Origin of the sequence: Tsukamurella sp. DT100 (assembly GCF_049844855.1) — a bacterium.
Lineage (GTDB): Bacteria > Actinomycetota > Actinomycetes > Mycobacteriales > Mycobacteriaceae > Tsukamurella.
In genome coordinates this window covers 457,033-483,169 of the sequence record NZ_JBNCLV010000003.1, presented here as the reverse complement: position 1 = coordinate 483,169, position 26,137 = coordinate 457,033, and the positions used below count along the sequence as shown (strand labels likewise).

Annotated in this window: 29 protein-coding genes; 9 read left to right on the top strand and 20 right to left on the bottom strand. The window is 70.7% G+C overall.

What is annotated here, in order from left to right:
- Window positions 1-11 precede the first annotated feature (11 nt).
- Genes rplB through rpsJ form a run of 5 tightly spaced genes read right to left on the bottom strand, consistent with a single transcriptional unit; the run spans window position 12 to window position 2,800 of the window.
- The gene (gene rplB / locus ACLQ3K_RS09540) at window positions 12-848 is read right to left on the bottom strand and encodes a 50S ribosomal protein L2 (protein ID WP_224647304.1); all 837 of its coding nucleotides are present in this window, start codon (window positions 846-848) and stop codon (window positions 12-14) included.
- Complete coding sequence (rplW, locus tag ACLQ3K_RS09535; RefSeq protein WP_068522672.1) at window positions 849-1,160, bottom strand: 50S ribosomal protein L23; 312 nt, start codon at window positions 1,158-1,160, stop codon at window positions 849-851.
- The gene (rplD, locus tag ACLQ3K_RS09530) at window positions 1,160-1,813 is read right to left on the bottom strand and encodes a 50S ribosomal protein L4 (protein WP_224647305.1); all 654 of its coding nucleotides are present in this window, start codon (window positions 1,811-1,813) and stop codon (window positions 1,160-1,162) included. The genes rplW and rplD overlap by 1 nt, the downstream gene beginning before the upstream one ends.
- Complete coding sequence (gene rplC / locus ACLQ3K_RS09525; protein ID WP_224647306.1) at window positions 1,810-2,475, bottom strand: 50S ribosomal protein L3; 666 nt, start codon at window positions 2,473-2,475, stop codon at window positions 1,810-1,812. The genes rplD and rplC overlap by 4 nt, the downstream gene beginning before the upstream one ends.
- Before the next feature lie 19 nt (window positions 2,476-2,494).
- Window positions 2,495-2,800, bottom strand: a complete 306-nt coding sequence (rpsJ, locus tag ACLQ3K_RS09520) for a 30S ribosomal protein S10 (protein ID WP_003938093.1) — start codon at window positions 2,798-2,800, stop codon at window positions 2,495-2,497.
- 364 nt (window positions 2,801-3,164) lie between these two features.
- On the opposite strand from rpsJ, the gene ACLQ3K_RS09515 reads away from it, so the two are divergent.
- The 3 genes from ACLQ3K_RS09515 (at window position 3,165) to ACLQ3K_RS09505 (ending at window position 5,531) form a co-directional block, all read left to right on the top strand.
- Window positions 3,165-4,178: an alpha/beta hydrolase family protein gene (locus ACLQ3K_RS09515; RefSeq protein WP_425998817.1), complete on the top strand. Its 1,014-nt coding sequence runs from the start codon at window positions 3,165-3,167 to the stop codon at window positions 4,176-4,178.
- A gap of 39 nt (window positions 4,179-4,217) precedes the next feature.
- On the top strand, window positions 4,218-4,700 hold the full coding sequence (locus ACLQ3K_RS09510; protein WP_224647310.1) for a hotdog fold domain-containing protein: 483 nt from the start codon (window positions 4,218-4,220) through the stop codon (window positions 4,698-4,700).
- Between the two features lie 120 nt (window positions 4,701-4,820).
- Window positions 4,821-5,531 carry a S1 family peptidase gene (locus ACLQ3K_RS09505; RefSeq protein WP_425998815.1) on the top strand — a complete coding sequence of 237 codons (711 nt, stop codon included), beginning with the start codon at window positions 4,821-4,823 and terminating at the stop codon, window positions 5,529-5,531.
- Window positions 5,532-5,642: 111 nt separating this feature from the next.
- Here the strand turns inward: ACLQ3K_RS09505 and ACLQ3K_RS09500 are convergent, their stop codons facing one another.
- Together ACLQ3K_RS09500 and ACLQ3K_RS09495 are read right to left on the bottom strand one after the other, a co-directional pair.
- Window positions 5,643-7,037: a protein kinase domain-containing protein gene (locus ACLQ3K_RS09500; protein ID WP_425998813.1), complete on the bottom strand. Its 1,395-nt coding sequence runs from the start codon at window positions 7,035-7,037 to the stop codon at window positions 5,643-5,645.
- Between the two features lie 122 nt (window positions 7,038-7,159).
- The gene (locus ACLQ3K_RS09495; RefSeq protein WP_224647312.1) at window positions 7,160-8,254 is read right to left on the bottom strand and encodes a CaiB/BaiF CoA transferase family protein; all 1,095 of its coding nucleotides are present in this window, start codon (window positions 8,252-8,254) and stop codon (window positions 7,160-7,162) included.
- Window positions 8,255-8,287: 33 nt separating this feature from the next.
- Between ACLQ3K_RS09495 and ACLQ3K_RS09490 the strand changes: the two genes are divergently transcribed.
- On the top strand, window positions 8,288-8,899 hold the full coding sequence (locus ACLQ3K_RS09490; protein ID WP_224647313.1) for an alpha/beta hydrolase family protein: 612 nt from the start codon (window positions 8,288-8,290) through the stop codon (window positions 8,897-8,899).
- On the opposite strand, the gene ACLQ3K_RS09485 is transcribed toward ACLQ3K_RS09490, so the two are convergent.
- Together ACLQ3K_RS09485 and ACLQ3K_RS09480 are read right to left on the bottom strand one after the other, a co-directional pair.
- Entirely contained in the window at window positions 8,884-10,371 is a 1,488-nt protein-coding gene (locus ACLQ3K_RS09485) for a flavin-containing monooxygenase (RefSeq protein WP_425998810.1), read from the bottom strand. The genes ACLQ3K_RS09490 and ACLQ3K_RS09485 overlap by 16 nt on opposite strands.
- A 96-nt stretch (window positions 10,372-10,467) precedes the next feature.
- Window positions 10,468-11,220, bottom strand: a complete 753-nt coding sequence (locus ACLQ3K_RS09480; protein ID WP_425998808.1) for a M50 family metallopeptidase — start codon at window positions 11,218-11,220, stop codon at window positions 10,468-10,470.
- Between the two features lie 122 nt (window positions 11,221-11,342).
- On the opposite strand from ACLQ3K_RS09480, the gene ACLQ3K_RS09475 reads away from it, so the two are divergent.
- Both ACLQ3K_RS09475 and ACLQ3K_RS09470 read left to right on the top strand, forming a co-directional pair.
- On the top strand, window positions 11,343-12,365 hold the full coding sequence (locus tag ACLQ3K_RS09475) for a ferredoxin--NADP reductase (RefSeq protein ID WP_224647316.1): 1,023 nt from the start codon (window positions 11,343-11,345) through the stop codon (window positions 12,363-12,365).
- A complete protein-coding gene (locus ACLQ3K_RS09470; protein WP_425998806.1) occupies window positions 12,365-13,480 on the top strand; it encodes an alcohol dehydrogenase catalytic domain-containing protein in 1,116 nt (371 codons plus the stop codon). Before ACLQ3K_RS09475 ends, ACLQ3K_RS09470 begins: the two co-directional genes overlap by 1 nt.
- Before the next feature lie 3 nt (window positions 13,481-13,483).
- Here the strand turns inward: ACLQ3K_RS09470 and ACLQ3K_RS09465 are convergent, their stop codons facing one another.
- A complete protein-coding gene (locus tag ACLQ3K_RS09465; protein ID WP_425998804.1) occupies window positions 13,484-14,098 on the bottom strand; it encodes a TetR/AcrR family transcriptional regulator in 615 nt (204 codons plus the stop codon).
- 170 nt (window positions 14,099-14,268) lie between these two features.
- Here ACLQ3K_RS09465 and ACLQ3K_RS09460 point away from each other — a divergent pair, with 170 nt between their 5' ends.
- A complete protein-coding gene (locus ACLQ3K_RS09460) occupies window positions 14,269-15,702 on the top strand; it encodes an MFS transporter (protein ID WP_425998802.1) in 1,434 nt (477 codons plus the stop codon).
- Between the two features lie 12 nt (window positions 15,703-15,714).
- Here ACLQ3K_RS09460 and ACLQ3K_RS09455 read toward each other — a convergent pair whose 3' ends face one another.
- Window positions 15,715-16,533: an SDR family oxidoreductase gene (locus ACLQ3K_RS09455; protein WP_425998800.1), complete on the bottom strand. Its 819-nt coding sequence runs from the start codon at window positions 16,531-16,533 to the stop codon at window positions 15,715-15,717.
- 99 nt (window positions 16,534-16,632) lie between these two features.
- On the opposite strand from ACLQ3K_RS09455, the gene ACLQ3K_RS09450 reads away from it, so the two are divergent.
- Both ACLQ3K_RS09450 and ACLQ3K_RS09445 read left to right on the top strand, forming a co-directional pair.
- Complete coding sequence (locus ACLQ3K_RS09450) at window positions 16,633-16,791, top strand: DUF5302 domain-containing protein (RefSeq protein ID WP_224647322.1); 159 nt, start codon at window positions 16,633-16,635, stop codon at window positions 16,789-16,791.
- A 190-nt stretch (window positions 16,792-16,981) separates the two neighbouring features.
- Window positions 16,982-17,839 (top strand): hypothetical protein, encoded by an 858-nt coding sequence (locus tag ACLQ3K_RS09445; RefSeq protein WP_425998798.1) that lies wholly within the window; start codon window positions 16,982-16,984, stop codon window positions 17,837-17,839.
- A 7-nt stretch (window positions 17,840-17,846) separates the two neighbouring features.
- Here the strand turns inward: ACLQ3K_RS09445 and ACLQ3K_RS09440 are convergent, their stop codons facing one another.
- From ACLQ3K_RS09440 to ACLQ3K_RS09400, 9 genes are all read right to left on the bottom strand, one after another.
- Window positions 17,847-18,206 carry a DUF732 domain-containing protein gene (locus ACLQ3K_RS09440; RefSeq protein WP_224647325.1) on the bottom strand — a complete coding sequence of 120 codons (360 nt, stop codon included), beginning with the start codon at window positions 18,204-18,206 and terminating at the stop codon, window positions 17,847-17,849.
- Window positions 18,207-18,360: 154 nt separating this feature from the next.
- Complete coding sequence (gene tuf, locus ACLQ3K_RS09435; RefSeq protein WP_224647326.1) at window positions 18,361-19,551, bottom strand: elongation factor Tu; 1,191 nt, start codon at window positions 19,549-19,551, stop codon at window positions 18,361-18,363.
- A gap of 122 nt (window positions 19,552-19,673) precedes the next feature.
- Window positions 19,674-21,779 (bottom strand): elongation factor G, encoded by a 2,106-nt coding sequence (gene fusA, locus ACLQ3K_RS09430; RefSeq protein ID WP_224647327.1) that lies wholly within the window; start codon window positions 21,777-21,779, stop codon window positions 19,674-19,676.
- A gap of 129 nt (window positions 21,780-21,908) precedes the next feature.
- Window positions 21,909-22,379 (bottom strand): 30S ribosomal protein S7, encoded by a 471-nt coding sequence (rpsG, locus tag ACLQ3K_RS09425; protein ID WP_068522691.1) that lies wholly within the window; start codon window positions 22,377-22,379, stop codon window positions 21,909-21,911.
- Complete coding sequence (rpsL, locus tag ACLQ3K_RS09420; RefSeq protein ID WP_224647328.1) at window positions 22,379-22,753, bottom strand: 30S ribosomal protein S12; 375 nt, start codon at window positions 22,751-22,753, stop codon at window positions 22,379-22,381. Before rpsL ends, rpsG begins: the two co-directional genes overlap by 1 nt.
- Before the next feature lie 342 nt (window positions 22,754-23,095).
- Window positions 23,096-23,974, bottom strand: a complete 879-nt coding sequence (locus tag ACLQ3K_RS09415; protein WP_425998794.1) for a DNA-3-methyladenine glycosylase family protein — start codon at window positions 23,972-23,974, stop codon at window positions 23,096-23,098.
- A 9-nt stretch (window positions 23,975-23,983) separates the two neighbouring features.
- On the bottom strand, window positions 23,984-24,373 hold the full coding sequence (locus ACLQ3K_RS09410) for a DUF5313 family protein (RefSeq protein WP_425998792.1): 390 nt from the start codon (window positions 24,371-24,373) through the stop codon (window positions 23,984-23,986).
- Between the two features lie 49 nt (window positions 24,374-24,422).
- Complete coding sequence (locus ACLQ3K_RS09405) at window positions 24,423-25,187, bottom strand: ABC transporter permease (RefSeq protein ID WP_425998790.1); 765 nt, start codon at window positions 25,185-25,187, stop codon at window positions 24,423-24,425.
- Window positions 25,184-26,065, bottom strand: coding sequence for an ABC transporter ATP-binding protein (locus ACLQ3K_RS09400; RefSeq protein WP_425998788.1), 882 nt, complete (start codon window positions 26,063-26,065; stop codon window positions 25,184-25,186). The genes ACLQ3K_RS09405 and ACLQ3K_RS09400 overlap by 4 nt, the downstream gene beginning before the upstream one ends.
- Window positions 26,066-26,137 lie beyond the last annotated feature (72 nt).

Below are 26,137 nucleotides of genomic sequence, written 5' to 3'. Positions count from 1 at the left end.
CTAACTCCCTCCTAGCGCTTGTTCTTACCGGACTTGCGGCGACGGACGATCATCTTGTCGCTCGCCTTGTTCTTGCGGGTGCGGCCCTCGGGCTTGCCCCACGGGCTCACCGGGTGGCGACCACCGGAGGTCTTACCCTCACCACCACCGTGCGGGTGGTCCACCGGGTTCATGACGACACCACGGACGGTCGGGCGCTTGCCCTTCCAGCGCATGCGGCCGGCCTTGCCCCAGTTGATGTTGCTCTGCTCGGCGTTGCCCACCTCGCCGACGGTGGCGCGGCAGCGCACGTCGACGCGACGGATCTCGCCGGAGGGCATACGCAGGGTCGCGTACGCGCCCTCCTTGCCCAGCAGCTGGACGCTGGCACCGGCCGAGCGGGCCATCTTGGCACCGCCACCGGGACGCAGCTCCACGTTGTGGATCACCGTGCCGGCGGGGATGTTCCGCAGCGGCAGGCAGTTGCCCGGCTTGATGTCGGCGTTGGGGCCCGACTCCACGATGTCGCCCTGCTTCAGGTCCTTGGGGGCGAGGATGTAACGCTTCTCGCCGTCCAAGTAGTGCAGCAGTGCGATCCGCGAGGTGCGGTTGGGGTCGTACTCGATGTGCGCGACCTTGGCGTTGATGCCGTCCTTGTCGTGACGACGGAAGTCGATCAGACGGTAGGCGCGCTTGTGGCCGCCACCCTTGTGCCGGGTGGTGATGCGGCCGTGCGCGTTACGGCCACCACGGCCGTGCAGCGGACGGATCAGCGACTTCTCCGGGGTCGAACGCGTGACCTCGTCGAACGTCGAGCCCGACGAGCCGCGGCGACCCGGAGTGGTCGGCTTGTACTTACGGATAGCCATTTAGCTCGCGCCTCCGAAGATGTCGATGGGCTTGCTATCGGCACTCAGGGTCACGATGGCGCGCTTGGTGCTCTTGCGCTGACCGTAACCGGCACGGGTGCGCTTGCGCTTGCCCTGGCGGTTCAAGGTGTTGACGCTGTCGACCTTGACGCCGAAGACCTTCTCCACGGCGATCTTGATCTGCGTCTTGTTCGCGTCCGGGTGCACCACGAAGGTGTACGTGTTCTCCTCGATGAGGCCGTAGGCCTTCTCGGAGATCACCGGCGCGAGCAGGATGTCCCGCGGGTCGGCGGGGATGGTTGCGGTGGCCATCAGGCGTTCGCCTCCTCGGTCTTCGTGGCGCTCGCGATGAACGAACCCAGAGCCTCGCGGCTGAACACCAGATCATCGGCGTCCAGGACGTCGTAGGTGTTGAGCTGGTCGGAGTAGATCCACTTCGCGTTCGGCAGGTTCTGGACGCTGCGCTGCGCGGTCAGGTCCTCGCGGCCGACGACCACGAGGAACTTCTTGCGCTCCGACAGCGCGGCCAGGAACAGGCGCGCGGTCTTGGTCGACGCCTCCTGGCCGGACACCAGCTCGGTGACGACGTGGATACGGTCCTCGCGAACCCGGTCGGTGAGGGCACCGCGCAGGGCGGCGGCCTTCATCTTCTTCGGGGTGCGCTGGCTGTAGTCGCGCGGCTGCGGGCCGTGCACCGTGCCACCGCCGTTGAACTGCGGCGCGCGGGTCGAGCCCTGACGGGCGCGGCCGGTGCCCTTCTGGCGGTACGGCTTGCGCCCACCGCCGCGGACCTCGCCGCGGGTCTTGGTGGAGTGCGTGCCGGCACGCGCAGCGGCGAGCTGCGCGACGACCACCTGGTGCATCAGCGCGATGTTGGGCTCGACGTCGAAGATCTCGGCGGGGAGCTCGACGGTGCCGTCGACCTTGCCGTCGGCGGTCTTCACATCAAGAGTCAGCTTGCTCATGCGCGAGCACCACCCTTCACTGCGGTACGGACCATCACGAGGCCGCCCTTGCGGCCGGGGATGGCGCCCTTGATCAGCAGGACGCCGGCCTCGGCGTCCACCTTGAACACGGACAGGTTCTGCGTGGTGACGTTGTCCGAGCCCATGCGGCCGGCCATCCGGACGCCCTTGAAGACGCGACCCGGGGTGGCGCAGCCACCGATGGAACCGGGCGCACGGTGCACGGCCTGCACACCGTGGCTGGCGCCGAGGCCCGAGAAGCCGTGGCGCTTCATGACGCCGGCGTAGCCCTTGCCCTTGCTGACGCCGGTGACGTCGACGAAGTTGCCGGCCTCGAACACGTCGGCGCCCAGCTCCTGGCCCACCTCGTAGTCGGCGGCGGCATCGGCGTCGGCGAGCCGCAGCTCGGCGATGTGGCGACGCGGGGTGACACCGGCCTTGGCGAACTGGCCCGAGACGGGCTTGTTCACCTTGCGGGGGTCGATCGCGCCGAAGGCGAGCTGCACGGCGTCGTAGCCGTCAGCGGCCTGGGTACGGATCTGGGTGACCACGTTCGGCCCGGCCTTGACGACGGTGACCGGGACGACCCGGTTGTTCTCGTCGAAGACCTGGGTCATGCCGAGCTTGGTGCCCAGGATTCCCTTGATCTTGTTCTCAGTCATATCGTTTCTCCGCAGCCGCTTACTGGATGTTCACGTCGACGCTGGCCGGCAGATCGATGCGCATCAGCGCGTCGACCGTCTTCGGCGTCGGGTCCAGGATGTCGATCAGCCGCTTGTGCGTACGCATCTCGAAGTGCTCGCGCGAGTCCTTGTACTTGTGCGGCGAGCGGATGACGCAGTACACGTTCTTCTCCGTCGGCAGCGGCACGGGACCGACGACACGGGCGCCGGTGCGAGTCACGGTCTCGACGATCTTCCGAGCAGACGCGTCGATCGCCTCATGGTCATAGGCCTTGAGCCTGATGCGGATCTTCTGTCCCGCCACGCTGTGTCCTCTTCCGTCAAGTGTTCAAACGTATTGCCAGACACACGGACAGCTGAATCACCTGCGGGAACGTATCCCGCTTGAAGTCGATCGACGCTGTTCATGTATCAAATTGCTCCGGTCCACGCGGTCGGGCGTGTCGCGCTGGCGCTCATACTCCGCCGTGTGTTCCGGTGGCTCCCTCGAGGGGAGCCGGGCGATACCGAAGCCGGTGGGACGGCCCCATACAGGACCGCGCCGCCCGACAAGGCAACCCGACCAGTATGCACTGCTCGGGCCGCATCTTCAAATCGAACCGGTCGATCCCGCCGGTGCGATTCGCGTCACACGCGTTGCCGGGGCGCGCTCTGGAAGAATATCGGGCATGACCGAACGGAGCGTCGCGCCGAGGCCGGGCGCGTTGCTCCTGGCCGTCCTCCTGTGCGCCGGTGCCCTTCTGGGCTCCGGCTGCGCGGTGACCCCCGTCGACGGTGCCGCTGCACTGTCCTCGGCCGCGGCCTCGAAGTCCCGGGCCGTGCCGCGCCCCGTCGCCGCGGTGCGGGACGACGCGATCCGCTACCGCTACCCCGCCCCGAACGCGGATCCCCGCCAGAACTACGGCAACCTCTACCTCCCCCGCGGCGCCCACGCGCCGCGCAGCCTGCCCGTGGTGGTGCTCATCCACGGCGGCGGCTGGAAGAACCGGTCGAGCGCGGGGTACATGGCCGAGGTCGCGCGGGCGCTGCAGGCGCAGGGCCTCGCGGTGTGGAACGTCGAGTACCGGCGGGTCGGCTCGGGCGGTGGCTGGCCGACCACCTTCACCGACGTGGGCCACGCCGTCGACTTCGTCCCCACCCTCGCCGAGTCCGCGCCGGCCCTGGACCCGACGAACGTGATCCTGGTCGGGCACAGCGCGGGCGGCCAGCTCGCGGCGTGGGCGGCCACCCGGCGCACGCTCCCGGCGGGGTCGCCGGGCGTGACCTGGCCGGCGGGCGGCGGCCCGACGGTGACCCCGCGCGCCTTCGTCTCCATGGCGGGGGTGCTCGACATGCGCACCAGCTCGCGCCTCAACGACCACGTCCGCAAGGCGCTCGGCGGCATGCCGGACCGGGTGCCGGAGCGGTACGCGCTGGCGAACCCGATCCAGCGGATCGATCCGCTCATGCCGTCCGTCGCGATCCACGGCTCGGAGGATTCGATCGTGCCCGCGTCGGAGTCGGTGGACTTCGTCGCGGCGGCGCGGGCGCTCGGCGCACCGTCGCTGCTGGTGGAGCTCGACGGGGCGAACCACGGCACCCCCGTCAACGTGCGCTCGCCGTACTGGCCGCGGATCCGCGAGACCATCGTGAAGCTGGCCCGCGAGGGCTTCGACGCGCTCGCGGCGAACCCGCCCCGGTGACGCGCACCGTCGAACTTACCGTGGAGTAAGATAGCGGCCATGACCGACACCACCACGTACAAGATGTGGCGCACGCTCAGCGACAAGCCGCTCGGCAAGCTGGCCTTCTCCGCCGCCGCGTCGCTCAAGGCGCCGTACTTCGCCTCCGTCACCCCGTACATCTCCGAGATCGAGTACGGCCGCGCCGTGGTCCACGGGCCGAAGTGGTGGTTCGTGCAGAACCACATCGGCACCTTCCATGCCATCGCGGCCTGCAACCTCGCCGAGGTGGGCATGGGCATGGTGATGGAGGCGTCCACGCCGGGCACGCACCGCTGGCTGCCGAAGTCGATGACCGTCGACTACCTGGCCAAGGCCGAGTCCTCGCTCGTCGCCACCGCGACGCTGGCCGAGGAGATCGACTGGGACGCGATCACCACCGGGCGCGACGTGGTCGTCGACATCGCCGTCCGCGACAAGAAGGGCACCGAGGTGGTGCACGCGAAGATCACGACCTGGGTCACACCCAAGCCCTCGAAGTAGGGAAAATTCGCAACTCGAGTCACTCGAGTTGACCTGCGCATCGTCGTTCACTCGGTTTACAGGCGGTGTGGCGTGTGGCACGCTACCGTCGCACAGTCTTGCGCCCACCCGAGGAGGATCATGCGCCGCACCATCACGTCGTTCCCGAGGAACGCCGCCGCGTCCGTGGCCGTCCTCGGCGGCGTCGCCGCGCTGATCCTTCCCGCCTCCGCGCAGGCGGAGCCGGTCGCGACCGTCTTCCCCGGCAGCTCCGTGCTCACGGTCACCAAGCTGGTCGGCAACGTCGCCGACGGCCGCGGGTGCACCGTCGGCTTCGTCGGCCAGCGGGCCGACGGCACCCGCGTGGGCCTGTACGCCGGGCACTGCGGCGCCCAGGGCCAGCAGGTGGTCGTGAACGGGCGGATCGTGGGCGTGAACACCGGCTCGTCGGCGCCCGCGCTGACCAAGTCCGACACCTTCGTCGTGCCCGACGCCCCCGACTGGGGCGTCTTCACCCTCGACCCGAAGCTCGCGAAGGCCGCCCCCGGCGGCCGCGTCCGGCCGACCTCGGTGGGCACCGCCCGCCCCGGCGACGCGGTGTGCAGCCAGGGCGTCTCGTCGGGCTGGCGCTGCGGCTCCGTGGTGAGTGTGGACGGCGGCTACATCGCCACCACGATCCCGGTGCAGGTCGGCGACAGCGGCGGCCCGCTCATCCGCAGCTCCGACAACGCCGCGCTCGGCATCGCGAGCCGCGCCGCCACGTTCGACGGTCCGCTCGCCCGCAGCGGCTCGCTGTTCTACGACCTGGGCTCCACGCTCCGCGCCACCGGCACGTCGCTCGTCGTCGGCTAGCAGCCCGGCCGGCGGCCGGGACCGGACCGGCCATCGTCTCGTCGACTCTCGAATTCTGTCCGGTTCGGACACGCTGTCCATCTCGGACGGAATCCGAGAGTCCGCCGCGCGCTACTCGCTGTACCAGGCCCGGACAGGTTTCGGCGCCCACAGCAGGATCGGGACCAGCACGGTCGCGATGAGGCCCGAGCACGTGGCGCCGAGGATCACCGCCGACGCGGTCGCGACGATCAGCGCCGTGCGCGTCCGCTTCGCGAAGAGCAGGCCGGCGCCGACCAGGCCCGCGAGGGAACTCACCACCCAGAGCACGCCCAGCGGCACGCCGATCTCCGGGTCCGCGAATCCCGAGATCCCGAGCAGCACGCCGAAGATCCCGCACAGGATGAGGACGATCGCGGCGATGATCGCCTGCCAGGGCAGCTTCGCCGGGACCAGGGCGGCGCCGAACGCCGGGAACGAGGGCTGCGAGCCGTAGGGCCCGGGTCCCGGCCCCGGCTGCGCGACCGCGGGACCCGGCATCGACGCCTGCCCGTACGCCGCGGGCGCCGGGGCCTGCCCGTACGGCGGCGGGGTGTGCAGAGTCTGCGGGGCCGGCGGCGGGGTCTGCGCCCGCGGCGCCCGCGGCGGCTGCGGCGTCACGCGCGACACTGGCCCGGATCCGAGGTGCGCGGCCTCGGCCTCGAGGGCGCGGGCGAATTCGGCGCAGGTGCGGAACCGCCGGGCCGGGTCGGCGGCCATGCCCGTGGACAGCGCCCGGTCGAGCGGCGCGAGGCGCGGATCGGTGTCGGCGGCGCGCGGGACCTCGCCGCGCATCTTCCGGCTGATCACCGCGCCCGGCGTGGTGCCGGCGAAGGGGCTGCGGCCCGTGAGCAGGGTCAGCGCCGTCGCGACGAGGGCGTACTGGTCGGTGCGGCCGTCGACGGCCTCGTCCGCCAACTGCTCCGGCGCCGCGTAGGTCACCGTGCCCACCGCGGTGTTCGTGGCCGTGAGGCCGGCGTCGTCGTCCATGCGGCGGGCGATGCCGAAGTCGGCGAGCAGGACGCGGCCGCCCGCGTCGGCGCCCGACTCGGCGAGCAGGATGTTCGCGGGCTTCACGTCGCGGTGGATCAGGCCCTTGCCGTGGGCGTGGTCGAGCGCGGAGGCGACCTGGGTGATGACGGAGACCACGTCGGCGACGGGCAGCCCGCGCGGGTGCCGGTCGCGGAGCAGGGCGTCGAGGTCGACGCCGGCGACGTAGTCCATCGACAGCCACAGCTTGCCGTCGGCCTCGCCGCGGTCGTGCACGCCTACGATGTTCGGGTGGAACAGCGTGGCCGCCAGGTCCGCCTCGCGGTTGAACCGCACGCGGTAGGACTCGTCCGTGGAGAGGTCCTGCGGGAGGATCTTCAGCGCCTCCTCGCGCGGCAGCCGCGGGTGCGCGACGAGGTAGACCTCACCCATGCCACCCGCGCCCAGCCGGCGGACCACCCGGAACCCGGCGAATTCTGCACCGGCCTGCATCGACATGCGCGAATCCTAGCGGCCACCGCCGACGGCTTCCGGCATACCTCCCGAAACCGGCGTTATTTGCGATCGCGCCGCGAATAGCGCGGCGCGGCCGCGATTTCCGCCGGTTTCGGAAGCCTGCATCAGCGCCAGAGCGTCGCCGGGTCGACGGCCTCGGGGTTCGGCGCCTCGGGCGTCGCGGCGGGCGTGCGCGAGAAGCGCGGCGCGGGCATCGGGGCCATCGCTCCCCCGACCTCCTGCAGGTTCTGCCGGGCGGCCATGTGCGGGTGCTTCGAGGCCTCCTCGAAGGTGAGGATCGGCGCGACACAGGCGTCGGAGTCGAAGAAGACCTCGGCCCATTCGTCGCGGGTCTTCGTCTTCAGCGCGGCCTCCAGGGCGGCGCGCAGCTCGGGCCAGCGGGCCTGATCGAGCTGGTAGGGCAGGTCCTCCTGCTTGAGGCCCAGCTTGTCGAGCAGCTCGGCGAAGAACTGCGGCTCGATCGCGCCGACGGAGACGTACTTGCCGTCGGAGGTCTCGTAGGTGTCGTAGAAGGGCGCGCCGCCGTCGAGGGTGTTCACGCCGCGCTCGTCGCTCCAGATGCCCTGGCCCCGGAAGTCCCACTGCATCTGCCCGATGAGGGAGGCACCGTCGACCATGGCGACGTCGATGACCTGCCCCTTGCCGGACGTGTTGCGCTCGTAGAGCGCCGCGAGCACGCCGAAGACGAGGAACATCGAGCCGCCGGCGAAGTCGCCGACGAGGTTGAGCGGCGGCACGGGACGCTCGCCCTTGCGGCCGATGGCGTGCAGCAGGCCGGTGAGGGAGATGTAGTTCATGTCGTGGCCGGCGCGCTGCGCGAACGGGCCGTCCTGGCCCCAGCCGGTCATCCGGGCGAAGACGATGCGGGGGTTGCGCTCGAGCACCACGTCGGGGCCGAGGCCCAGGCGCTCCATGACGCCGGGGCGGAAGCCCTCGACGATCACGTCCGCGCGGTCGATGAGCTCGAGGATGGTGGCGATGTCGGCGGGGTTCTTCAGGTCGGCCTCGACGATGGTGCGGCCGCGCTTGACGCCCGATGGCGTGCCCGTGATGCCGTTCACGCCGATGCCGGGGCGCTGCACCGAGACGACGTCGGCGCCCTGGTCGGCGAGGAGCATCGCGGCGTGCGGGGCGGGGCCGAGACCTGCGAACTCGACCACCTTCAGTCCCGCGAGGGGACCCTGCTTCGAATCAGTCATGAATGCACGTTAACTTGCCCGTAGGCTGGGCGGGTGACCTGGCTCTCGATTCACGACCCCGACGGTGACGTGCGAGCGAATCTCGTGCTCGCGCACGGCGCGGGCGGCAACCGCGACCAGGCGATGCTGCGGCTGCTCGGCGAGGAACTCGCGCAGCGCGGCGTCCGCACCGTCCGCATCGACCTCCCGTTCCGGCGGCTGCGGCCGAAGGGGCCGCCGTCACCGTCGGGCCAGGCGGCCGACCGGGCCTCGTTCGCGGAGACCGCCCGGCTCCTGGAGCTCGACGGCCCGATCCTGTGGGGCGGGCACAGCTACGGCGGGCGGATGGCGTCGATGGCCGTCGCGGAGGGACCGGAGCGGCCCGACGGCCTTCTCCTCCTGTCCTACCCGCTGCACCCGCCCGGGCGGCCGGAGAAGGCCCGCACGGCGCACCTGCCGGACATCGCCGTCCCGACGGTGCTCGTGCACGGCCGGCGCGACCCCTTCGCCTCGCCGGAGGAGATGGCGGAGGCCGCGGCGCTCATCGCCGGCCCCACCACCACCGTCGAGGTCGCGGCCGCGCACGACCTGGCGCCCGCGAAGTCCGGCGCACCGGCGAAGGCCGCCGACGCCGTGATCGCGCTGCTGGATCAGGCGAAGGCGTAGTCCTCGATCGGGAAGGTGCGGGCGTCGCGGCGGGCGCCGATCACGGAGCTCGGCCGCAGCAGCGTCGCCTCGCCGTGCGGGTCGAAGTAGTAACTGCGGCTGCCCTCGCACGCGCCCAGCTGGAAGACGGACCGCCCCAGCCGCGACGACATCGTCTCCAGGAACTTCGCGTTCGCCTGCTCCGTCACCTCGACGGTGCGCGCGCCGGTCCGGTCGATCTCGTCGAAGACGCGGCGCAGGTGCACCATCTGCGCCTCGATGGTCCAGAAGTAGCTCAGGCCCGTGTAGCTGTACGGGCTGTGCAGGCTGAAGAAGTTGGGGAACTTCGGCACTGCCATGCCCTCGTAGGCCTGGAAGCGCCCCTCGCGCCAGAACTCGCCGAGGTTCCGCCCGTCCCGGCCGGTCACGTCGATCGCGGGGAAGTTCTTCTCCCACAGCGAGAACCCCGTGGCGAGCACGAGGGTGTCGAGCTCGTGGACGGTGCCGTCGGCCATCTCGATGCCGTGCGGCAGCACACGGGCGATGGACGAGGCCTCGAGGGTCACGTTGTCGCGGCTGAAGGTCGGGAAGTAGGTGTTGGAGAAGGTGGGCCGCTTGCAGCCGAAGGAGTACGACGGGGTGAGCGCCGCCCGCGTCTCCGGGTCCGGGACCTGCGCGCGCAGGTGCGCCTTGGCGAGCAGCGCCGCGACGTCGTTGAAGCGGTGCCCGTACTTGTAGTTGAGCACGCCGACGGTGCTGAGCACCTCGAGCGCCGTCGAGTTCGCGAGCCGCGCCGCGCGCTGCGTCACGGGGAGCCGGCCGAACAGGGCCTTCACCGGGCCGGGAACCTCGAAGTCGACCTTGGGCACCACCCAGATCGGGGTGCGCTGGAAGACGGTGAGGTGCCCCGCGACCTTCGCCAGCTCCGGGACCAGCTGCACGCCGGTCGCGCCGGTGCCGATGATCCCGATCCGCTGCCCGGCGAGGTCGGCGTCGTCGTCCCACTTCGCGCTGTGGATGACGGTGCCGGCGAAGTCGTCGATGCCCTCGATGTCGGGGAGCTTGGGCTGGCTGAGGAAGCCGGTCGCGGTGATGAGGTAGCGGGTGCGGAGCTTCTGTTCGAGGCCGCCGTCGCGGACGACGGTGACCTCCCACTCGGCGGCCTGCGGATCCCAGACGGCGCCGGTGACGTCGACGCCGAAGCGCATCAGCGGCCGCAGCCCGTACTTGTCGGCGACCCTGCTCGCATAGGCCTTGAGCTCGGAGCCGGGCGCGTACAGCCGCGACCAATTCGGGTTGGGCTCGAAGGAGTACGAGTAGGTCACCGAGGCGATGTCGACCGCGAGGCCCGGGTAGTGGTTGACGTGCCACGTCCCGCCCAGGTCCTCCTCGCGCTCGAGGATGAGGATGTCGTTGCGACCGCGGCCGAGGAGTTCGATCGCGGCACCCATGCCGCCGAACCCCGCGCCGACGATGATCACGTCGTGCGTCATGTCCAGTCCCTCCATCGTCCACTGCCCTTTTTGTGAACGGAACGTCAGTTGAAATCTACGTCAGTGTAGAACCGGGCGCATCCCGCCGCCTCCTACTCAGGGCGGAGTCGCGCCCGCCCGCGCGGCCAGCAGCACGACGCCCAGCACCGCTCCCCCGACGGTCGTCGCCGCGAACAGCGCCACCCACACGCCGCCGGGGATCCTGGTCAGCCGGGCCAGCTGGTCGGCGTCGCTCTCCTGGCCCCGCCCGCGACGGCGCAGGGACTGCAGCTCGGCGACAGCGCGCGGCGCCCCGAAGAGGAGGAACCAGGTACCCACGTGGGCCAGCGCGACCTTCGCGTCCGGGGCCGCCCACCAGGAGACGGCGACCACGACCGCGGCGGCGAGGAGCACCACGTACAGGCCGAAGAAGTTGCGGATCTGCAGGAGCAGCAGCGCCAGCAGGAGCACCGCGGCCCACAGCGCGGCCAGGGCGTAGCCGCGGGAGAGCAGGACGGCGGCGACCAGGCCGATCACCGTCGGCGCCGGGTAGCCGGCCGCGAACGTGGCGACCATGCCGGGCCCGCGGGGTCGCCCGCGGGAGACGGTGAGTCCGGAGGTGTCGGAGTGCAAGCGGACGCCGCTGAGCCGGCGTCCGCAGAGCACGGCGGTCACGGCGTGGCCGCCCTCGTGGGCGATGGTCACCACGTGCCTCGCCCGGCGCCACGCCGGCCGCCACAGGACCAGGACGAGGGCCGCGACGGCCGTGCCCACCAGGACGGCGGTGCTCGGCGCGGGCTGGCGGTCGGCCACGTCGGCGACGACGCGGTCCCAGGCGTGGGCGAGGGCGTCGGGAAGGGCGGGATCCACCCGGTGCACGGTAGTCACGGCCGCTGTGGGAACGCTGAGTCCGCACTCTCCCGGCCCGTGCGGTCGATAGTGCCCGCTGGGCGGGCAGAATCCACCGCACGCTCGGCCGATAACCTGGACGCATGAGCCTCACCCCCCATTCGAGCCGCAGCCAGATCGTCACCGTGACCGAGGTGATCGACGAGACGGCGCTCGCGAAGTCCTTCGTCTTCGATGCGGAGTGGGACTACCGGCCGGGCCAGTTCGTCACCGTCCGCGTCCCGTCGGAGCGCACCGGGTCGGTCGCCCGCTCCTACTCGCTGTACACCTCCCCGTTCGACGACGCGAAGCCCGGCGTGACCGTCAAGCGGACCGTCGACGGGTACGCCTCGAACTGGCTCTGCGACAACGTCACCGCGGGCGACGAGCTCGAGGTCCTGCCGCCGTCGGGCGTCTTCGTGCCGGAGAGCCTCGACGTGCCGCTGCTGCTGCTCGCGGCGGGCAGCGGCATCACGCCGATCATGTCGATCCTGGCGGCCGCACTCAAGGCCGGCACGCAGCCGGTCACGCTGCTGTACGCCAACGCCGACCCGGAGGCCACGATCTTCCGCGCGGAGATCGCGCGACTGGAGGCGGAACACGAACGGCTCACGGTGATCTGGTGGATGGAGTCCGAGCGGGGCATCCCCGACGCCGACATGCTGTCCGCGCTGCTCACGCCGTACCACTCGCGCGCGACCTACCTGTGCGGCCGCGACGAGTTCATGGCCGCCTGCAAGGAGGCCGCCAGGGTGATCGGCACCCCGCGCGAGCAGGTGCACCAGGAGATCTACGCCTCGCTCACCGGCGACGCCTTCGCCGACATCGTGCCCCACGAGGTGGAGGTCACCGCGGACTCGCCGCAGGTCACCGTCCACAACCTGGGCGCGAGCTTCACCGTGCCGTGGCCGGAGGGCGAGTCGCTGGTGGACGTGCTCATCAACAACGGCCACGACGTGCCGTACTCCTGCCAATCGGGCGAGTGCGCCACGTGCCTGTGCAAGCTGACGAAGGGCACCGTCGCGATGGCGGTGACCGACGGACTCGACCCCGACGACGCCGAGGACGGCTACATTCTGGGGTGCCAGGCGAAGCCGACGTCGCCGGAGTTGGAGGTCGAGTACTGATGCGGATCCGCGGAGCGGTGCTGGAGGAGATCGGGCGCGCGCGTCCGTACGCGCAGTCGCAGCCGATCTCGGTGGGCGAGCTCGAGCTCGCGCCGCCGGGCCCCGGCGAGCTGCTGGTCCGCATCGAGGCCGCGGGCCTGTGCCATTCGGACCTGTCGGTGGTCGACGGCAACCGCGTCCGCCCCGTGCCGATGCTGCTGGGCCACGAGGCGGCCGGCATCGTCGAGGCGCTGGGGCCCGGTACCGAGGGCGTCGCGGTCGGCGACCGCGTGGTCATGGCCTTCCTCCCCCGCTGCGGCGAGTGCGCCAATTGCCGCACCGACGGCCAGCTTCCGTGCACGCCGGGCAGCGTCGCCAACAACGCCGGCGAGCTGCTGGGCGGCGGCCGGCGACTGTCGCGCGACGGCGCGGAGGTGCACCACCACCTCGGGGTGTCCGGCTTCGCGACGCACACCGTGGTGGACGCCCGCTCCGTCACCCGCGTGGATGCCGATGTGCCGCCGGAGATCGCGGCCGTCCTCGGCTGCGCCGTGCTCACCGGCGGCGGTGCGGTGCTCAACGCCGGCGCACCGTCGAACGGCGACGACGTGATCGTCGTCGGCCTGGGCGGGGTCGGCATGGCCGCCGTCCTCACCGCCCTGTCCCTGCAGGCCGACGGTGCCGTCGGCCGCGTGATCGGCGTCGACGCGCAGCCCGCGAAGCTGGAGCAGGTGCGCGCCCTCGGCGCCGACGCCGCCTACACCCCTGCGGAACTCGCCGAGGCCGGCGTGCGCGCGCCCGTCGTGATCGAGGCGGCGGGCCACCCGAAGGCCTTCGAATCCGCGGTGGCGGCGACCGCTGTCGGCGGCCGGACGGTGACCGTCGGGCTGCCGAATCCCGCTGCGCGGTCCGAGATCAGCCCGCTCGTGCTCACCGCCGAGGCCCGCACCATCATCGGCAGCTACCTCGGCTCCGCCGTCCCGCAGCGCGACATCCCGCGGTACGTCGAGATGTGGCGCGCCGGCCGCCTGCCGGTCGAGAAGCTGATCAGCGGCGTCATCACGCTGGAGCAGATCAACGAGGGTATGGACTCCCTGGCCGACGGTGCCGCCGTCCGCCAGGTGATCCGCTTCTGACGCCTAGGTCGCGGGCCGGATGCCGGCCAGGACGATGCCGATCTGACCGGCGACGTCGATGCCGTCCGGCACCTGCTCGGCGACCATGCCGATACCGCTGATCAGCTGCGACACGGTGCGGTAGCCGATCTCGGGGCGCACGAGGCCGGCGGCCCGCGCGCGCTCGAGGACACCCTCGCCGGCGGAGCCGAGTGCGGTCTTGCAGCTGTAGAGGACCGAGGTGTCGTCGTCGTCCGCGTCGGCGAGCAGGCGAGCGTGCAGGCCGCGGAAGAACGACTTGTGCTCGTAGTGGCTGTGCGCCCACTCGGAGAGGGCGCGCTCCGGTTCGACGTCGGCGAGGGCGATCAGCCGCTCCCCGTCGGCGGCGACCTCCACCTGCCAGTCGTCCAGGACTGCGCGATGCAGATGCGCGCGGGTCGGGAAGTGCCGGTACAGGGTGCCCGGCCCGACGCCCGCGGCTTTGGCGATCTCATCGAGAGACGCATCGGCTCCGCGATCACCGAACGCCTCGCGGGCGACCGCGAGGATCTTGTCGCGGTTGCGCTGTGCGTCCGCACGCAGCGGGCGCGGCGCCTCGACCCGTGGCGCACCGCCGACCGATACCGACCTTTCGGACACTTCGCTCACACCCCTTGCAAACCGGAGACTGCCTCCGTAGCGTAACCGGAGAGGGCCTCCGATTCGCCGATTCATCTCCGAAAAACCGGAGCCGCTCTCCACATCGTAGCCCCTCGGCCGAGAACCGGGGACCATCGACCCGCCATCACCAGTGAATCAGGACACACTTCATGTCGACGATCACCGCATCGGCTCTCCCGGACCGACCAGGAGCGCCTGCGCGCCCCGGCCTCATCCTCTCCGTCATCCTCACCGTCCAGCTCATGCTCGTGCTGGACGCCACCGTCGTGAACGTCGCGCTACCGATCGTGCACAGCGCGTTCGGCTTCTCCGCCGCCGACCTGTCGTGGGTACTCAACGCCTACACCCTGGCGTTCGGCGGGCTGCTCCTGCTGGGCGGGCGTCTCGGCGACGTGCTCGGCTACCGGCGAACCTTCCTCGGCGGGCTCGTCGTCTTCCTCATCGGCTCAGTGCTCGGCGGGTTCGCCCTGACGGGCGTCTGGCTGGTCGCCGCCCGCGCGGTGCAGGGCGTGGGTGCGGCGATCGCCGCGCCGGCGGCGCTGGCCCTGCTCACCCGGTCACAGCCGGAGGGCGCCGCGCGCAACCGCGCGCTCGGCCTGTTCGCGGCGGTCAGCTCCGGCGGCGGCTCGGTCGGCCTGCTCCTCGGCGGCGCCCTCACCTCGTGGGCGTCCTGGCGCTGGGCCTTCTTCATCAACGTGCCGATCGGGATCGCCGCGCTGATCCTCGGATCCCGGCTGCTCCCGAGAACGCCCCGTCGACGCGAGCCCTTCGACGTGCCCGGCGCGCTCGCCGCGACCATCGGCATGACATCGCTCGTCGCCGGCTTCGTCTGGCTCCCCGAGAGCGGCATCGCGCCGCGCACCGTGGCGGCGTTCGGCGTAGCAGTGATCGCCCTGGCCACGCTCTGCGTCGTCGAACGTCGCACCGATCACCCGCTGTTCGCGTTCCGCCTGCTCCGGGATCCCCACCGGGTGGCCGCACTGGTCGGGTTCGTGCTCATCGTGGGCCCGCAGATGACCGCGTTCTTCTTCCTGGTGCAGTTCCTCCAGGTGGTACACGGCTATTCCGCGTTCCTGACGGGCGTCGCCTTCCTCCCACTGACGCTGGGCATCTTCGGCGTCTCCCGGATCTCGCCGCGCCTGGTGAACCGATTCGGGCCCGCGCCGGTCGCGGTCGTCGGCACGATCCTGCTGGCCGTGGGGCACTTCCAGCTTGCACAACTCACCACGAGCAGCGGCTACTGGGCCGCCGTGTTCGTCCCCACACTCCTGCTCGGCATCGGCGGCGGGCTCGCCTTCATGCCCTTCACCAGCCGCATCCTCTCGGGCGTCCCCGCCTCCGATGCGGGCGCGGCCGCGGGCCTGATGCAGACGGCGCAGCAGGCCGGCGGCGTAGCGCTCGGCCTCGCTGTGCTCATCGCGATCTCCGGAATCAGCTCCGGCGAGGGTGCGACGACGACGGTGCCGGACTTGATCTCGGGCATGGATCGCGCATTCCTCGCGGGCTCCGGCTTCGTCGCCCTGAGTCTGCTGATCACGCTCGGGGCGGCACTGTGGAGCAGGAAGCCGGTCTCCGCCAGGTGATCCTGTTCTGAGCTACGCCTCGGGCGCCTCCGGCGGCGACGCGGGCCGCGGCCAGTCCGTTGGGCGCTGCTGGGCGTCGAGGCCACCGTCGGCGAAGACGACGGAACCGACGCAGTACCCGGACTCGGGGCCGAGCAGGAACTGCGCCAGCGCGGCGATCTCCTCCGGCCGCCCGGCGCGGCCCGCGGGGATCAGCTCGAGGAAGGCGTCCATCGCGGCGCCGAGTTGCGGATCGGCGCGCCCGGCCTGCGTCATCGGGGTGTCGATGAGCCCCGGCGCGATGGCGTTGAGGCGGATGCCCTGCCGCACGTACTCGGCGGCGTGCGTGCGCACGTAGTAGGCCAGCGCGGCCTTCGTCGCCGGGTAGGCCAGGATCGAGGCGTACTCGCCGTAGGAGTCGGCGAGGTCGGAAGCGGCGTGCTCGTCGCCGTCGAGGCACATCTCGGCCAGCTCCAGCGGCCAGCCCGGCTGCGTGGTCGTGGAGTTCGAGCTCACCAGCAGCGCCGCCGACGGCCCGCGGGCGAGCAGGGGCCGCAGCCCCACCAGCAGGTCGACCGCCCCGAAGTAGTTCACCGCGACGACCGACGCGCCCGAACGGCCCGCGGCCGGCCCCAGCCCGGCGAACGCGGCGAAGCCGGCGAGCGGCGCGGAACCCACCAGCTCGCCGATCCGCGCGACGGCCTCGAACCGGCCCCCGGGCGTCCCGAGATCGGCCTCGACGTCGGTCCCGCGCAGGTCGACGCCGATCACGCCGTGCCCGGCGGCATGCAGCCGCTCCGCCGTCGCCGCGCCGAGACCCGACGCCGCACCCGTCACCACGTACATGCTCATATCCCCCATCCTTCCCCCTGCGAACGGATTCGCGGCAAATCGGATGACATCCGCCCCGGTCCGGTTTAGCGTGAACGCACGCCGACCAGAGGAGACCCCATGACCGACGACGGTATCGCCGACAAGTTCAAGGAAGCACTCGAACGCAAGAACGCGTCGAACCGCAAGGGTTCCGCCCACCTGGACGGGTCCGCGAAGCCCGCGACCCCGCACGGGTCGGAGAGCCACCAGCAGCAGTTCCGCCGCAAGAGCGGATAGCGGAACCGCGCGACGGCCCGGCGAACCCGACAGGGATCGCCGGGCCGTCGACGTACCGGGCGGGCGCGTGGCGACCGTCACCTCCTCCCACCGGCGACCCGTCAGGGCATCCGATAGACTTGCGATCGCACTACGACGGTCGCACGAGGAGGGTGTCATCGACCTTCCGCTACTGATCCCCGTACCGATCGTGCGCCGCCCGGTGCCCGAGGGCGTGCCGCCGGAAAACCCTGCCGTCCATCAGGTCCGAGCCGTCATCGCGTCGATCCTCGGGTCGCTCCGCGGCGGTCCGCACCTGCCGGAGTCGGGCCTGAACTGGGCCGCCGCCTACCTCACGCGCGGACCCGAGCCGCTGCTCGTCGTGACCACCACCGACGCCGGCTGGCTGCCGCTCGGCACCATCGTCCCCGCGGGCGTGCGCGTGCTGTGGAACGTCCCCACGGCGGCCGCGTGGGCCACCGTCGACGATCCCGTGCGGCAGCTGGTGGAGTTCGCGGAGGCCGAGGGCTACACGATCCACGCGGTCGCCACCACCCACCCCAGCCGGGCGCACCACATCCCGAACGGCCCGTGGAAGCTCGTCGGCGAGCGCCATCCCGGGCAGGTACTGCCGTACCGGGTCACGCGCTTCGAGGCCGTCGCCTCCCCCGCCCGCGTCGCGCACATCCGCACCCTGTACCCCGACGAGGCCGATCGCCAGGCCCGCGCCCTCCTCCGCGACCTGGAGCGGATCACCGTCGAGCCCGAGTACGCGATCGGCGTCGACGAGGCCCGCGCGGAGGCGCGACGGTACCTCGCCGCCGGCCGGGACGTGCCCGCGGCGGTGGGCGATCAGCTGCTGCTCGACCAGGACGCCCTCGCCGATGCGCTGAACCTGGCGCGCACCCCGCCGCGGTCGCTGACCGCCGGCGGCGGCCCGCCCGACGGTGCGGCGCTCCGGTCCCGGCTCGTCGAGCGCGCGCTGGTGGAGGTCACGATCGCCGCGGCCCGGCACGACCTGGAGTCCGCGATCTACGGCTGGACCTTCGCGCGCTACCTGGCGCGCTGAGCGGCCATCAGGGGTACGTCTTGTACCGGTCCCAGTGGCGGACGCACAGGTACTGCGCCGCGTAGAAGACGAGCTGCTGCCGCTCCCACAGCGGGTACGCCCGCTCGTCGTTGTAGAGCGCGCGCGTCGCCCCGGCGGTGCTCCCCGGGTTCCGGTCGAGCGCGGCGCACGCCCGGTAGCCGAACCGGACCATCTGGGCGTCCGTGGTCCGATCGCCGAACGGCTTGGTGAAGTCGTGGAGGTTCTTCGAGGCCACGACGAACCGGCCCTCGTCGAGCCGGCCGTCGGCCTGCGCGGGCGCCTGCACCAGCGCGGCGCACCCCAGCGCCACGGCCGCGGCCGCCACCGCCCTCATCAGCTTCGGCATCGTCTCGCTCCTCGCCTCCGGTGGGCCCGACCCACGTGTCGTGGCGATTATCGCCGATCGCGCGAACGCCGGGGCGCGAACCCGAGAAGCCCGGAACGCGGAACGGCGCCCCTCCCCGAAGGGAGAGGCGCCGTTCACGGCTGGTTACCGAAGATCAGGCGATGATCTTGGTGACGCGGCCGGCACCGACGGTGCGGCCACCCTCGCGGATCGCGAAGCGCAGGCCCTCGTCCATGGCGACCGGCTGGATGAGCTTGACGCTCATCTCGGTGTTGTCGCCGGGCATGACCATCTCGGTGCCCTCGGGGAGGGTCACGACGCCGGTCACGTCCGTGGTACGGAAGTAGAACTGCGGGCGGTAGTTGTTGAAGAACGGGGTGTGACGGCCGCCCTCGTCCTTCGACAGGATGTACGCCTGGCCCTCGAACTCCTTGTGGGGAGTGGTGGTGCCGGGCTTCACGACGACCTGGCCGCGCTCGACGTCCTCACGCTTGAGACCACGGACCAGCAGGCCGACGTTGTCGCCCGCCTGGCCCGAGTCCAGCAGCTTGCGGAACATCTCGATGCCGGTGACGGTGGTCTTCGTCGACTTCTCGCGGATGCCGACGATCTCGACCTCCTCGTTGACGTTGACGATGCCGCGCTCGACACGACCGGTGACGACGGTGCCACGACCGGTGATCGTGAAGACGTCCTCGACGGGCATGAGGAAGGGCTTGTCGGTCTCACGCTCGGGATCCGGGATCGCGGTGTCGACCGCGTTCATCAGCTCGAGGATCGACTCGGTCCACTTGGGGTCGCCCTGCAGCGCCTGGTAGCCCGAAACGCGGACGACGGGGGCGTCCTCGTCGAACTCCTGCGAACCCAGCAGCTCGCGGACCTCCATCTCGACGAGCTCGAGGATCTCCTCGTCGTCGACCATGTCGCACTTGTTCAGGGCGACCAGGATGTAGGGCACGCCGACCTGGCGGGCGAGCAGCACGTGCTCACGCGTCTGGGGCATCGGGCCGTCGGTGGCGGCCACGACCAGGATCGCGCCGTCCATCTGGGCCGCACCGGTGATCATGTTCTTGATGTAGTCGGCGTGACCGGGAGCGTCGACGTGAGCGTAGTGACGCTTCTCCGTCTGGTACTCGACGTGGGAGATGTTGATCGTGATACCACGAGCCTTCTCCTCCGGCGCCTTGTCGATCTGATCGAAGGCCGAGGCCTCGTTCAGGTCCGGGTACTTCTCGGCCAGAACCTTGGTGATGGCAGCCGTCAGGGTGGTCTTGCCGTGGTCGACGTGACCGATGGTGCCGATGTTCACGTGCGGCTTCGTCCGCTCGAACTTCGCCTTCGCCACTTGATGTCCTCCTGGACGTAGGTGCTTGAGAGGCCGGTTGCCCCACAAGCGGGTGTATTTACTTCAGTTGTTCGACGCCGCGGAATTGTTCTGTGGCGTCACGCTCCGGAGAGCGGGGAGAATTACTCCCCGTTCACCTTCGCGATGATCTCCTTCGCCACGTTCGCCGGAACCTCGGCGTACGAGTCGAAGACCATGGAGTAGTTAGCCCGGCCCTGGGTCCGCGACCGGAGGTCGCCGATGTAGCCGAACATCTCCGACAGCGGGACCTGCGCCTTGACGACACGGGCACCACTGCGTTCCTCCATGGCCTGGATCTGGCCACGGCGGGAGTTGAGGTCGCCGATCACGTCACCCATGTAATCCTCGGGGGTCGTGACCTCGACAGCCATGATGGGCTCGAGGATGACGGGACCGGCCATGCGCGCGGCCTCCTTGAAGGCCTGCGCGCCGGCGATCTTGAACGCCATCTCGGACGAGTCGACGTCGTGGTACGCGCCGTCGAGCAGCGACACCTTGACGTTGACCATCGGGTAGCCCGCGAGCACGCCGTACTGCAGCGCGTCCTGCGCACCGGCGTCGACCGAGGGGATGTACTCCTTCGGCACGCGACCACCGGTGACGGCGTTCACGAACTCGTAGGTGACGCCGTCCTCGGCCTCCGTGAGCGGCTCGAGCTTGATGATGACGCGCGCGAACTGGCCGGAGCCACCCGTCTGCTTCTTGTGGGTGTACTCGTGCTTGTCGACGGTCTTGCGGATCGTCTCGCGGTACGCCACCTGCGGCTTGCCGACGTTGGCCTCGACCTTGAACTCGCGACGCATGCGGTCGACGAGGATGTCGAGGTGCAGCTCGCCCATGCCGCCGATGACGGTCTGGCCGGTCTGATCGTCGAGCTCGACGGAGAAGGTGGGGTCCTCCTCGGCGAGCTTCTGGATCGCGACGCCCAGCTTCTCCTGGTCGGACTTGGTCTTCGGCTCGATCGAGACGTTGATGACCGGGTCCGGGAACGTCATCGACTCGAGGACGATGGGGTTCGCCGGGTCGCACAGGGTGTCACCGGTGGTGGTGTTCTTGAGACCGATCATCGCGTAGATGTGACCGGCGGTCGCATCCTCGACGGGCATCTCCTTGTTGGCGTGCATCTGGAAGAGCTTGCCGATGCGCTCCTTGTTGCCCTTCGTGGCGTTGAGCACGCCGGTGCCCGAGTCGATGTGACCCGAGTACACGCGGACGAACGTCAGCTTGCCGAAGAAGGGGTGCGCGGCGATCTTGAAGGCCAGGGCCGAGAAGGGCTCGTCCTTGCTGGGCTTGCGCGAGATGATCTTCTCCTCGTCGCCCACGGCGTGACCCTCGATGGAGGGGACGTCGAGCGGGCTGGGGAGGTAGTCGATCACGGCGTCGAGCATGGGCTGCACGCCCTTGTTCTTGAACGCCGAGCCGCACAGCACGGGGTAGAGCTCGCGCGAGACGGTGAGCTTGCGGATGGCGCCCTTGATCTCCTCGATCGAGAGCTCCTCGCCGGCGAAGTACTTCTCCATCAGAGCCTCGTCGGACTCGGCGACGGTCTCGAGCAGCTTCTCGCGGTACTCGGCGGCCTTGTCGACGAGATCGGCGGGGATCTCCTCGATGGTCGGCTCAGCACCGGTCGGCACGACGCCGCGCCAGGTGATGGCCTTCTGCTCGATGAGGTCGACGACGCCGTCGAAGGCATCCTCGGCGCCGATCGGCAGCTGCAGGACGAGGGGCTTCGCGCCGAGGCGCTCCTCAATGGTGCGCACGGTGAAGTAGAAGTCGGCGCCCAGCTTGTCCATCTTGTTGACGAAGCAGATACGCGGGACGTCGTACTTCTCGGCCTGACGCCAGACCTGCTCCGACTGGGGCTCGACGCCCTCCTTGCCGTCGAAGACGGCCACGGCGCCGTCGAGCACGCGGAGCGAACGCTCCACCTCGACGGTGAAGTCGACGTGCCCGGGGGTGTCGATGATGTTGATCTGGTTGCCGTTCCAGAAGCAGGTCACGGCGGCGGAGGTGATGGTGATACCACGCTCCTTCTCCTGCTCCATCCAGTCGGTGGTCGAGGCACCGTCGTGGGTCTCACCGATCTTGTAGTTCACACCGGTGTAGAAGAGGATGCGCTCGGTAGTGGTGGTCTTACCGGCATCGATATGCGCCATGATGCCGATGTTGCGGACCTTCGTGAGGTCGGTAAGCACTTCCTGTGCCACGGTGGTAAGCCTCGTTCTCGTTAAAGGATGGTTGGAACTCCGCCGCGGGAGCGGCACCTGCAGCTCGGTAGCGGCAGCGGTTCTCCGGTGTCCCGCGGGCCGGCCGGTGGGCCGGCCCGCGGGATCAGATCACCAGCGGTAGTGCGCGAACGCCCGGTTGGCCTCGGCCATCTTGTGGGTGTCCTCGCGACGCTTCACGGAAGCGCCCAGGCCGTTGCTCGCGTCGAGGATCTCGTTGGCGAGACGCTCGACCATGGTCTTCTCGCGACGCTGCCGCGTGAAGGTCACCAGCCAGCGCAGCGCGAGGGTGTTGGCGCGACCGGCCTTCACCTCGATCGGCACCTGGTAGGTGGCGCCACCGACGCGGCGGCTCTTCACCTCGAGCGACGGGCGCACGTTGTCGAGCGCCTTCTTGAGGGTGAGAACCGGATCGGTGCCGGTCTTCTCACGGGTGGCCTCGAGCGCGCCGTAGACGATGCGCTCGGCGGTCGACTTCTTGCCGTCCAGGAGCACCTTGTTCACGAGCTGCGTGACGACCTGCGAGCCGTAGACGGGGTCGTTGACGACGGGGCGCTTGGGCGCCGGTCCCTTACGAGGCATCAGCCCTTCTCCTTCTTCGCGCCGTACTTGCTGCGGGCCTGCTTGCGGCTCTTGACACCCTGGGTGTCGAGCGAGCCACGGATGATCTTGTAGCGAACACCCGGGAGGTCCTTCACACGACCGCCGCGGACGAGCACCATCGAGTGCTCCTGAAGGTTGTGGCCTTCGCCGGGGATGTACGCGGTGACCTCGACCGAGGTGGTCAGGCGGACGCGGGCGACCTTACGGAGAGCCGAGTTCGGCTTCTTCGGGGTCGTGGTGTAGACGCGGGTGCACACGCCACGACGCTGCGGCGAGCCCTTGAGGGCGGCCACCTTCGTCTTGGTGGCCTTGTCCCGGCGGCCCTTGCGGACCAGCTGGTTGATAGTTGGCATAGAAGCGCTTTTTCCTTCGTTTCGGCTGTCGCCGACCGCACGGTCGACTCTTCCTGCTGCTGCGGTTGTAGCTCCGGGCAAGCCGCGCGCCCCCGCGAAGGGGAGAACGACTTCCGCAGCGCGGCCCCACCCGCTTCAACGGCTCTCGCCGTTTCCGCTGGTCAGTCCCGTTTCCGGGAAGTAGCTACCCGCCTCGCACGTACCCCGAGGTCGGGCGTGTCGCGTATCCGTGGGCGGTTCCGGAGGTCCGGCCTAGCCATGGACACGTGTGAACAGTCCTGGTTACCCAGGCACGGCGACCTAGCTTACCCGCCTGAACTCACACTGGTCAAAATGCATTGCCTACAGGCCACGATAGTCGCGCACCGACACCCGTGGCCCGCGGCGCTCGCGGTCGACGCCCGCTCGGACCAGCAGCCTGATCACCCGCCCGCGCTGGCCCCGATAAGGCTCGAGCACGTCGAGCATTCCGGGATCGTCCAACGCCTCGCCCGCGAGCGCTATTCCCACGATCCGCGGCAGGTGGTAGTCGCCGACGGGCACGGCGTCCGGGTCGCCGCACGCCCGGCCCAGCAGGTCGCCGACGGTCCACGGCCCGATGCCGGGGAGGGCCCCGAGCTTCGCGGGCCGATGCTCGACCTCCACAGCACTCGCCCCGATGATCGTGCGCATCCGGACGGGTTCCACGCCGGCGCGGTGCCACTCCCAGCCGGGTATCGCGGCCCAGGCGGCGCGCGGCGGCGGCACCCGCAGGTCGGGTCCGCCCGTCGGTCCCGGGGCGACCGTGCCGAACCGTCGGACCAGGTACCGCCAGGACCGCCACGCCTCCGCGCCCACGACCTTCTGCTCCAGCACCGTCGGGACGAGCGTCTCCCAGACCCGGTTCGACCGGGTCAGGCGCAGCCCGGGCGAGGCCGCGACCGCCCGCTCGACGACGTCGTGGCGCGGAACCAGGGCCGACGGCTCGTCGTCCGCGCCGACCATCGCGGGGGCGTGGTCGAGGAGCCAGTCCGCGCCGCTCCCCCACGCCTGCGCCGTCACCGTGCCGTCGACGAAGCGCAGGCGCAGCGTCCCCGGTCCGTCCGGGGTGTGCACGGCCCGCCACAGCGCACCGTCGGGCGTGCGCGCGTAGGCCGGATCGCCCGCGCCGCGGCGGAGCACGCCGACGGTGCCATGAAGGTCGAGGAAGTACCCCGGAGCCCATGAGCGTTCTGCCGTCACCCGGCGAGGTTACGCCGCCCGGTGCCGGTACTTCTCCTCGTAGACCTGCGCGCGGCGACGGTGCTCGGCGAGCTGGCTGCCGCTCTCGGTGTGCGGGTCGATGCCGTTGTCGACCAGCAGTTCCTGCAGGTAGATCGAGCGCAGGCCGCCGACGAAGACGATGGCCGGCAGGGCCATCATCGCGACGAGGGCGAGCTTGACCCACAGCGGCGACGGGAGCAGCAGGGCGACGACGAGGAAGGGCACGAACATCAGCGCCCCGCGGATGAAGAAGCGACGGTTGTGGCCGGGGCCGGTGGCGTCGTTGACCACCCAGTCGCGCATGGAGTCGGGCAGGCGCATCCCCATGAGGTACTTCACCCGCTCGAGGAGGTTCGGTGTGGTTCGCGTAGTCGTCATGCCTCCACGCTACGCCGGTGTGATTCCGCTCACAATCGTGGCGAAACGCTCAGCGCTCGCCGCTGCGCCGGTATGCGAGGGCCGCGGCGCCCGCGAAGACCGCGAACCACACCAGCACGTTGACCACGGCCCCGAGCAGGGAGACGTGCCCGCCGGAGAGCATCTCTCCGCCGGTCAGCGGGTAGCGGGCGAGGGCGGTGATCCCGTACATCGGCGTGAACTGCGCGGCGGTCAGCATCCCGCCCGACAGCGGGAAGAAGACGTTGCCGCCGAAGGCGAGCACCGTGAGCAGCAGCCCCGGGACGTGCATCACGATCTCGGGCCGCAGCGCGAGGCCGAGGGCGAGCCCCAGCGCGCCGAACAGCGCCGAGCCGAGCCACGCGAGGAGCAGCGAGAGCACCCAGACCTGCCGCTCGGCCTGCGCGCCGGTCACCGCGGCCAGCGCCGCGAGCACGACCACGGGGAGCGCCGACATGGTCAGGGCGCTCACCACCTTCGAGGCGATGTAGCCGGGCGGCCGCAGGGGCGTGAGCCGCAGGGTGCGCACCCAGCCGGTCGAGCGCTCCGCCGCAACCTGGGCGGCGGTCGTCGTGGCCGCCGCCGCCGAGCCGTAGAGCGCGAGGCCGATCATCATCCAGGCGGCGAAGTCGCCGTGCGCGAACCGCGCGTCCGGCCCGGCCTGGGCGTGCAGCGCCAGGTACAGCACCACCGGCAGGACGGTCGTGATGATGAGGGTCTGCCGGTTGCGCAGCTGGCGCCGCACGTCGAGCAGCAGGAAGCGGGGCGTCAGGCCCCAGGTCGCGATGGTGGTCATGCCTTCTCCTCGGTGAGCTGCAGGAACGCCTCTTCGAGACCGTGCGTGAGGGTCTCCACGTCGCGGGCGTCGGTACGGGTGAGCAGGAAGCGGAGCGCGTCGTCGGACGCGCGCGGGTCGCCGTCGACGGCGAAGACGGTGCGCTCGCCGCGCACCTCCGCCACGCGGAGGCCGGGCACGGCCGCGACGAGGGCGGCGGCACCGTCGGGGCCGAGGACCGCGGAGACCCGCCGGCCGGTGGCGGCGGCCCGGACGTCGGCGGTGGCGCCGTCGGCGACGATCCGCCCGCCCGCGATCATGACCACCCGGTCGGCGAACTGGTCCGCCTCCTCCAGGTAGTGGGTGGCGAACAGGACCGTCGTGCCGCGGCCGGCGTCGGCGCGGACGGCGGCCCAGAACCGGCGCCGGGCGTCGACGTCCATGCCGGCGGTGGGCTCGTCGAGGACGAGCAGGTCGGGCTCGGCGAGCAGGGCCAGGGCGAACCGCAGCGCCTGCTGCTGCCCGCCGGAACACTTCCCGACGGTGCGCCGCCGCAGGTCCTCGAGGCCGGCGCGGGCGATCGCGGCGTCCGGATCGGAACCGGGGTGCAGCGACGCGATCAGGTCGACGGTGTCCTGCACCGTGAGCGCTGGGAGGAGCCCGCCCGACTGCTGCACGGCGGCGACGGTGCCGGTGTGCGTCGCCGTGCCGGCGTCCGGGGTGATGAGGCCGAGGATCATGTCGATGGTGGTGCTCTTGCCCGCGCCGTTGGGGCCCAGGAAGGCGACCACCTCGCCCTGGCGGACGGTCAGGTCGACGCCGTCGACGGCGGTGAACCGCTCCCCCGTCGGGGTCGCGTAGGTCTTGGTCAGGGATCTGAGTTCCAGTGCCGGTGTCATGCTGTCGACGATGCCCGCGACCTGCGCCGATCGGATCCACCCGCGGGTGGAGGCCGAGGTGGAGATCGCTCT

Coding starts and splice junctions, on each gene's coding strand:
- ACLQ3K_RS09460 (WP_425998802.1), top strand. CDS start 14,269: ATGTCGACGATCACCGCATCGGCTCTCCCGGACCGACCAGGAGCGCCT.
- ACLQ3K_RS09505 (WP_425998815.1), top strand. CDS start 4,821: ATGCGCCGCACCATCACGTCGTTCCCGAGGAACGCCGCCGCGTCCGTG.
- ACLQ3K_RS09475 (WP_224647316.1), top strand. CDS start 11,343: ATGAGCCTCACCCCCCATTCGAGCCGCAGCCAGATCGTCACCGTGACC.
- rplB (WP_224647304.1), bottom strand. CDS start 848: ATGGCTATCCGTAAGTACAAGCCGACCACTCCGGGTCGCCGCGGCTCG.
- rplC (WP_224647306.1), bottom strand. CDS start 2,475: ATGACTGAGAACAAGATCAAGGGAATCCTGGGCACCAAGCTCGGCATG.
- ACLQ3K_RS09495 (WP_224647312.1), bottom strand. CDS start 8,254: ATGACTGATTCGAAGCAGGGTCCCCTCGCGGGACTGAAGGTGGTCGAG.
- rplD (WP_224647305.1), bottom strand. CDS start 1,813: ATGAGCAAGCTGACTCTTGATGTGAAGACCGCCGACGGCAAGGTCGAC.
- ACLQ3K_RS09410 (WP_425998792.1), bottom strand. CDS start 24,373: ATGACGACTACGCGAACCACACCGAACCTCCTCGAGCGGGTGAAGTAC.
- ACLQ3K_RS09470 (WP_425998806.1), top strand. CDS start 12,365: ATGCGGATCCGCGGAGCGGTGCTGGAGGAGATCGGGCGCGCGCGTCCG.
- rplW (WP_068522672.1), bottom strand. CDS start 1,160: ATGGCCACCGCAACCATCCCCGCCGACCCGCGGGACATCCTGCTCGCG.
- rpsL (WP_224647328.1), bottom strand. CDS start 22,753: ATGCCAACTATCAACCAGCTGGTCCGCAAGGGCCGCCGGGACAAGGCC.
- ACLQ3K_RS09515 (WP_425998817.1), top strand. CDS start 3,165: ATGACCGAACGGAGCGTCGCGCCGAGGCCGGGCGCGTTGCTCCTGGCC.
- ACLQ3K_RS09455 (WP_425998800.1), bottom strand. CDS start 16,533: ATGAGCATGTACGTGGTGACGGGTGCGGCGTCGGGTCTCGGCGCGGCG.
- ACLQ3K_RS09450 (WP_224647322.1), top strand. CDS start 16,633: ATGACCGACGACGGTATCGCCGACAAGTTCAAGGAAGCACTCGAACGC.
- ACLQ3K_RS09485 (WP_425998810.1), bottom strand. CDS start 10,371: ATGACGCACGACGTGATCATCGTCGGCGCGGGGTTCGGCGGCATGGGT.
- ACLQ3K_RS09510 (WP_224647310.1), top strand. CDS start 4,218: ATGACCGACACCACCACGTACAAGATGTGGCGCACGCTCAGCGACAAG.
- ACLQ3K_RS09405 (WP_425998790.1), bottom strand. CDS start 25,187: ATGACCACCATCGCGACCTGGGGCCTGACGCCCCGCTTCCTGCTGCTC.
- ACLQ3K_RS09440 (WP_224647325.1), bottom strand. CDS start 18,206: ATGCCGAAGCTGATGAGGGCGGTGGCGGCCGCGGCCGTGGCGCTGGGG.
- rpsG (WP_068522691.1), bottom strand. CDS start 22,379: ATGCCTCGTAAGGGACCGGCGCCCAAGCGCCCCGTCGTCAACGACCCC.
- ACLQ3K_RS09500 (WP_425998813.1), bottom strand. CDS start 7,037: ATGTCGATGCAGGCCGGTGCAGAATTCGCCGGGTTCCGGGTGGTCCGC.
- ACLQ3K_RS09400 (WP_425998788.1), bottom strand. CDS start 26,065: ATGACACCGGCACTGGAACTCAGATCCCTGACCAAGACCTACGCGACC.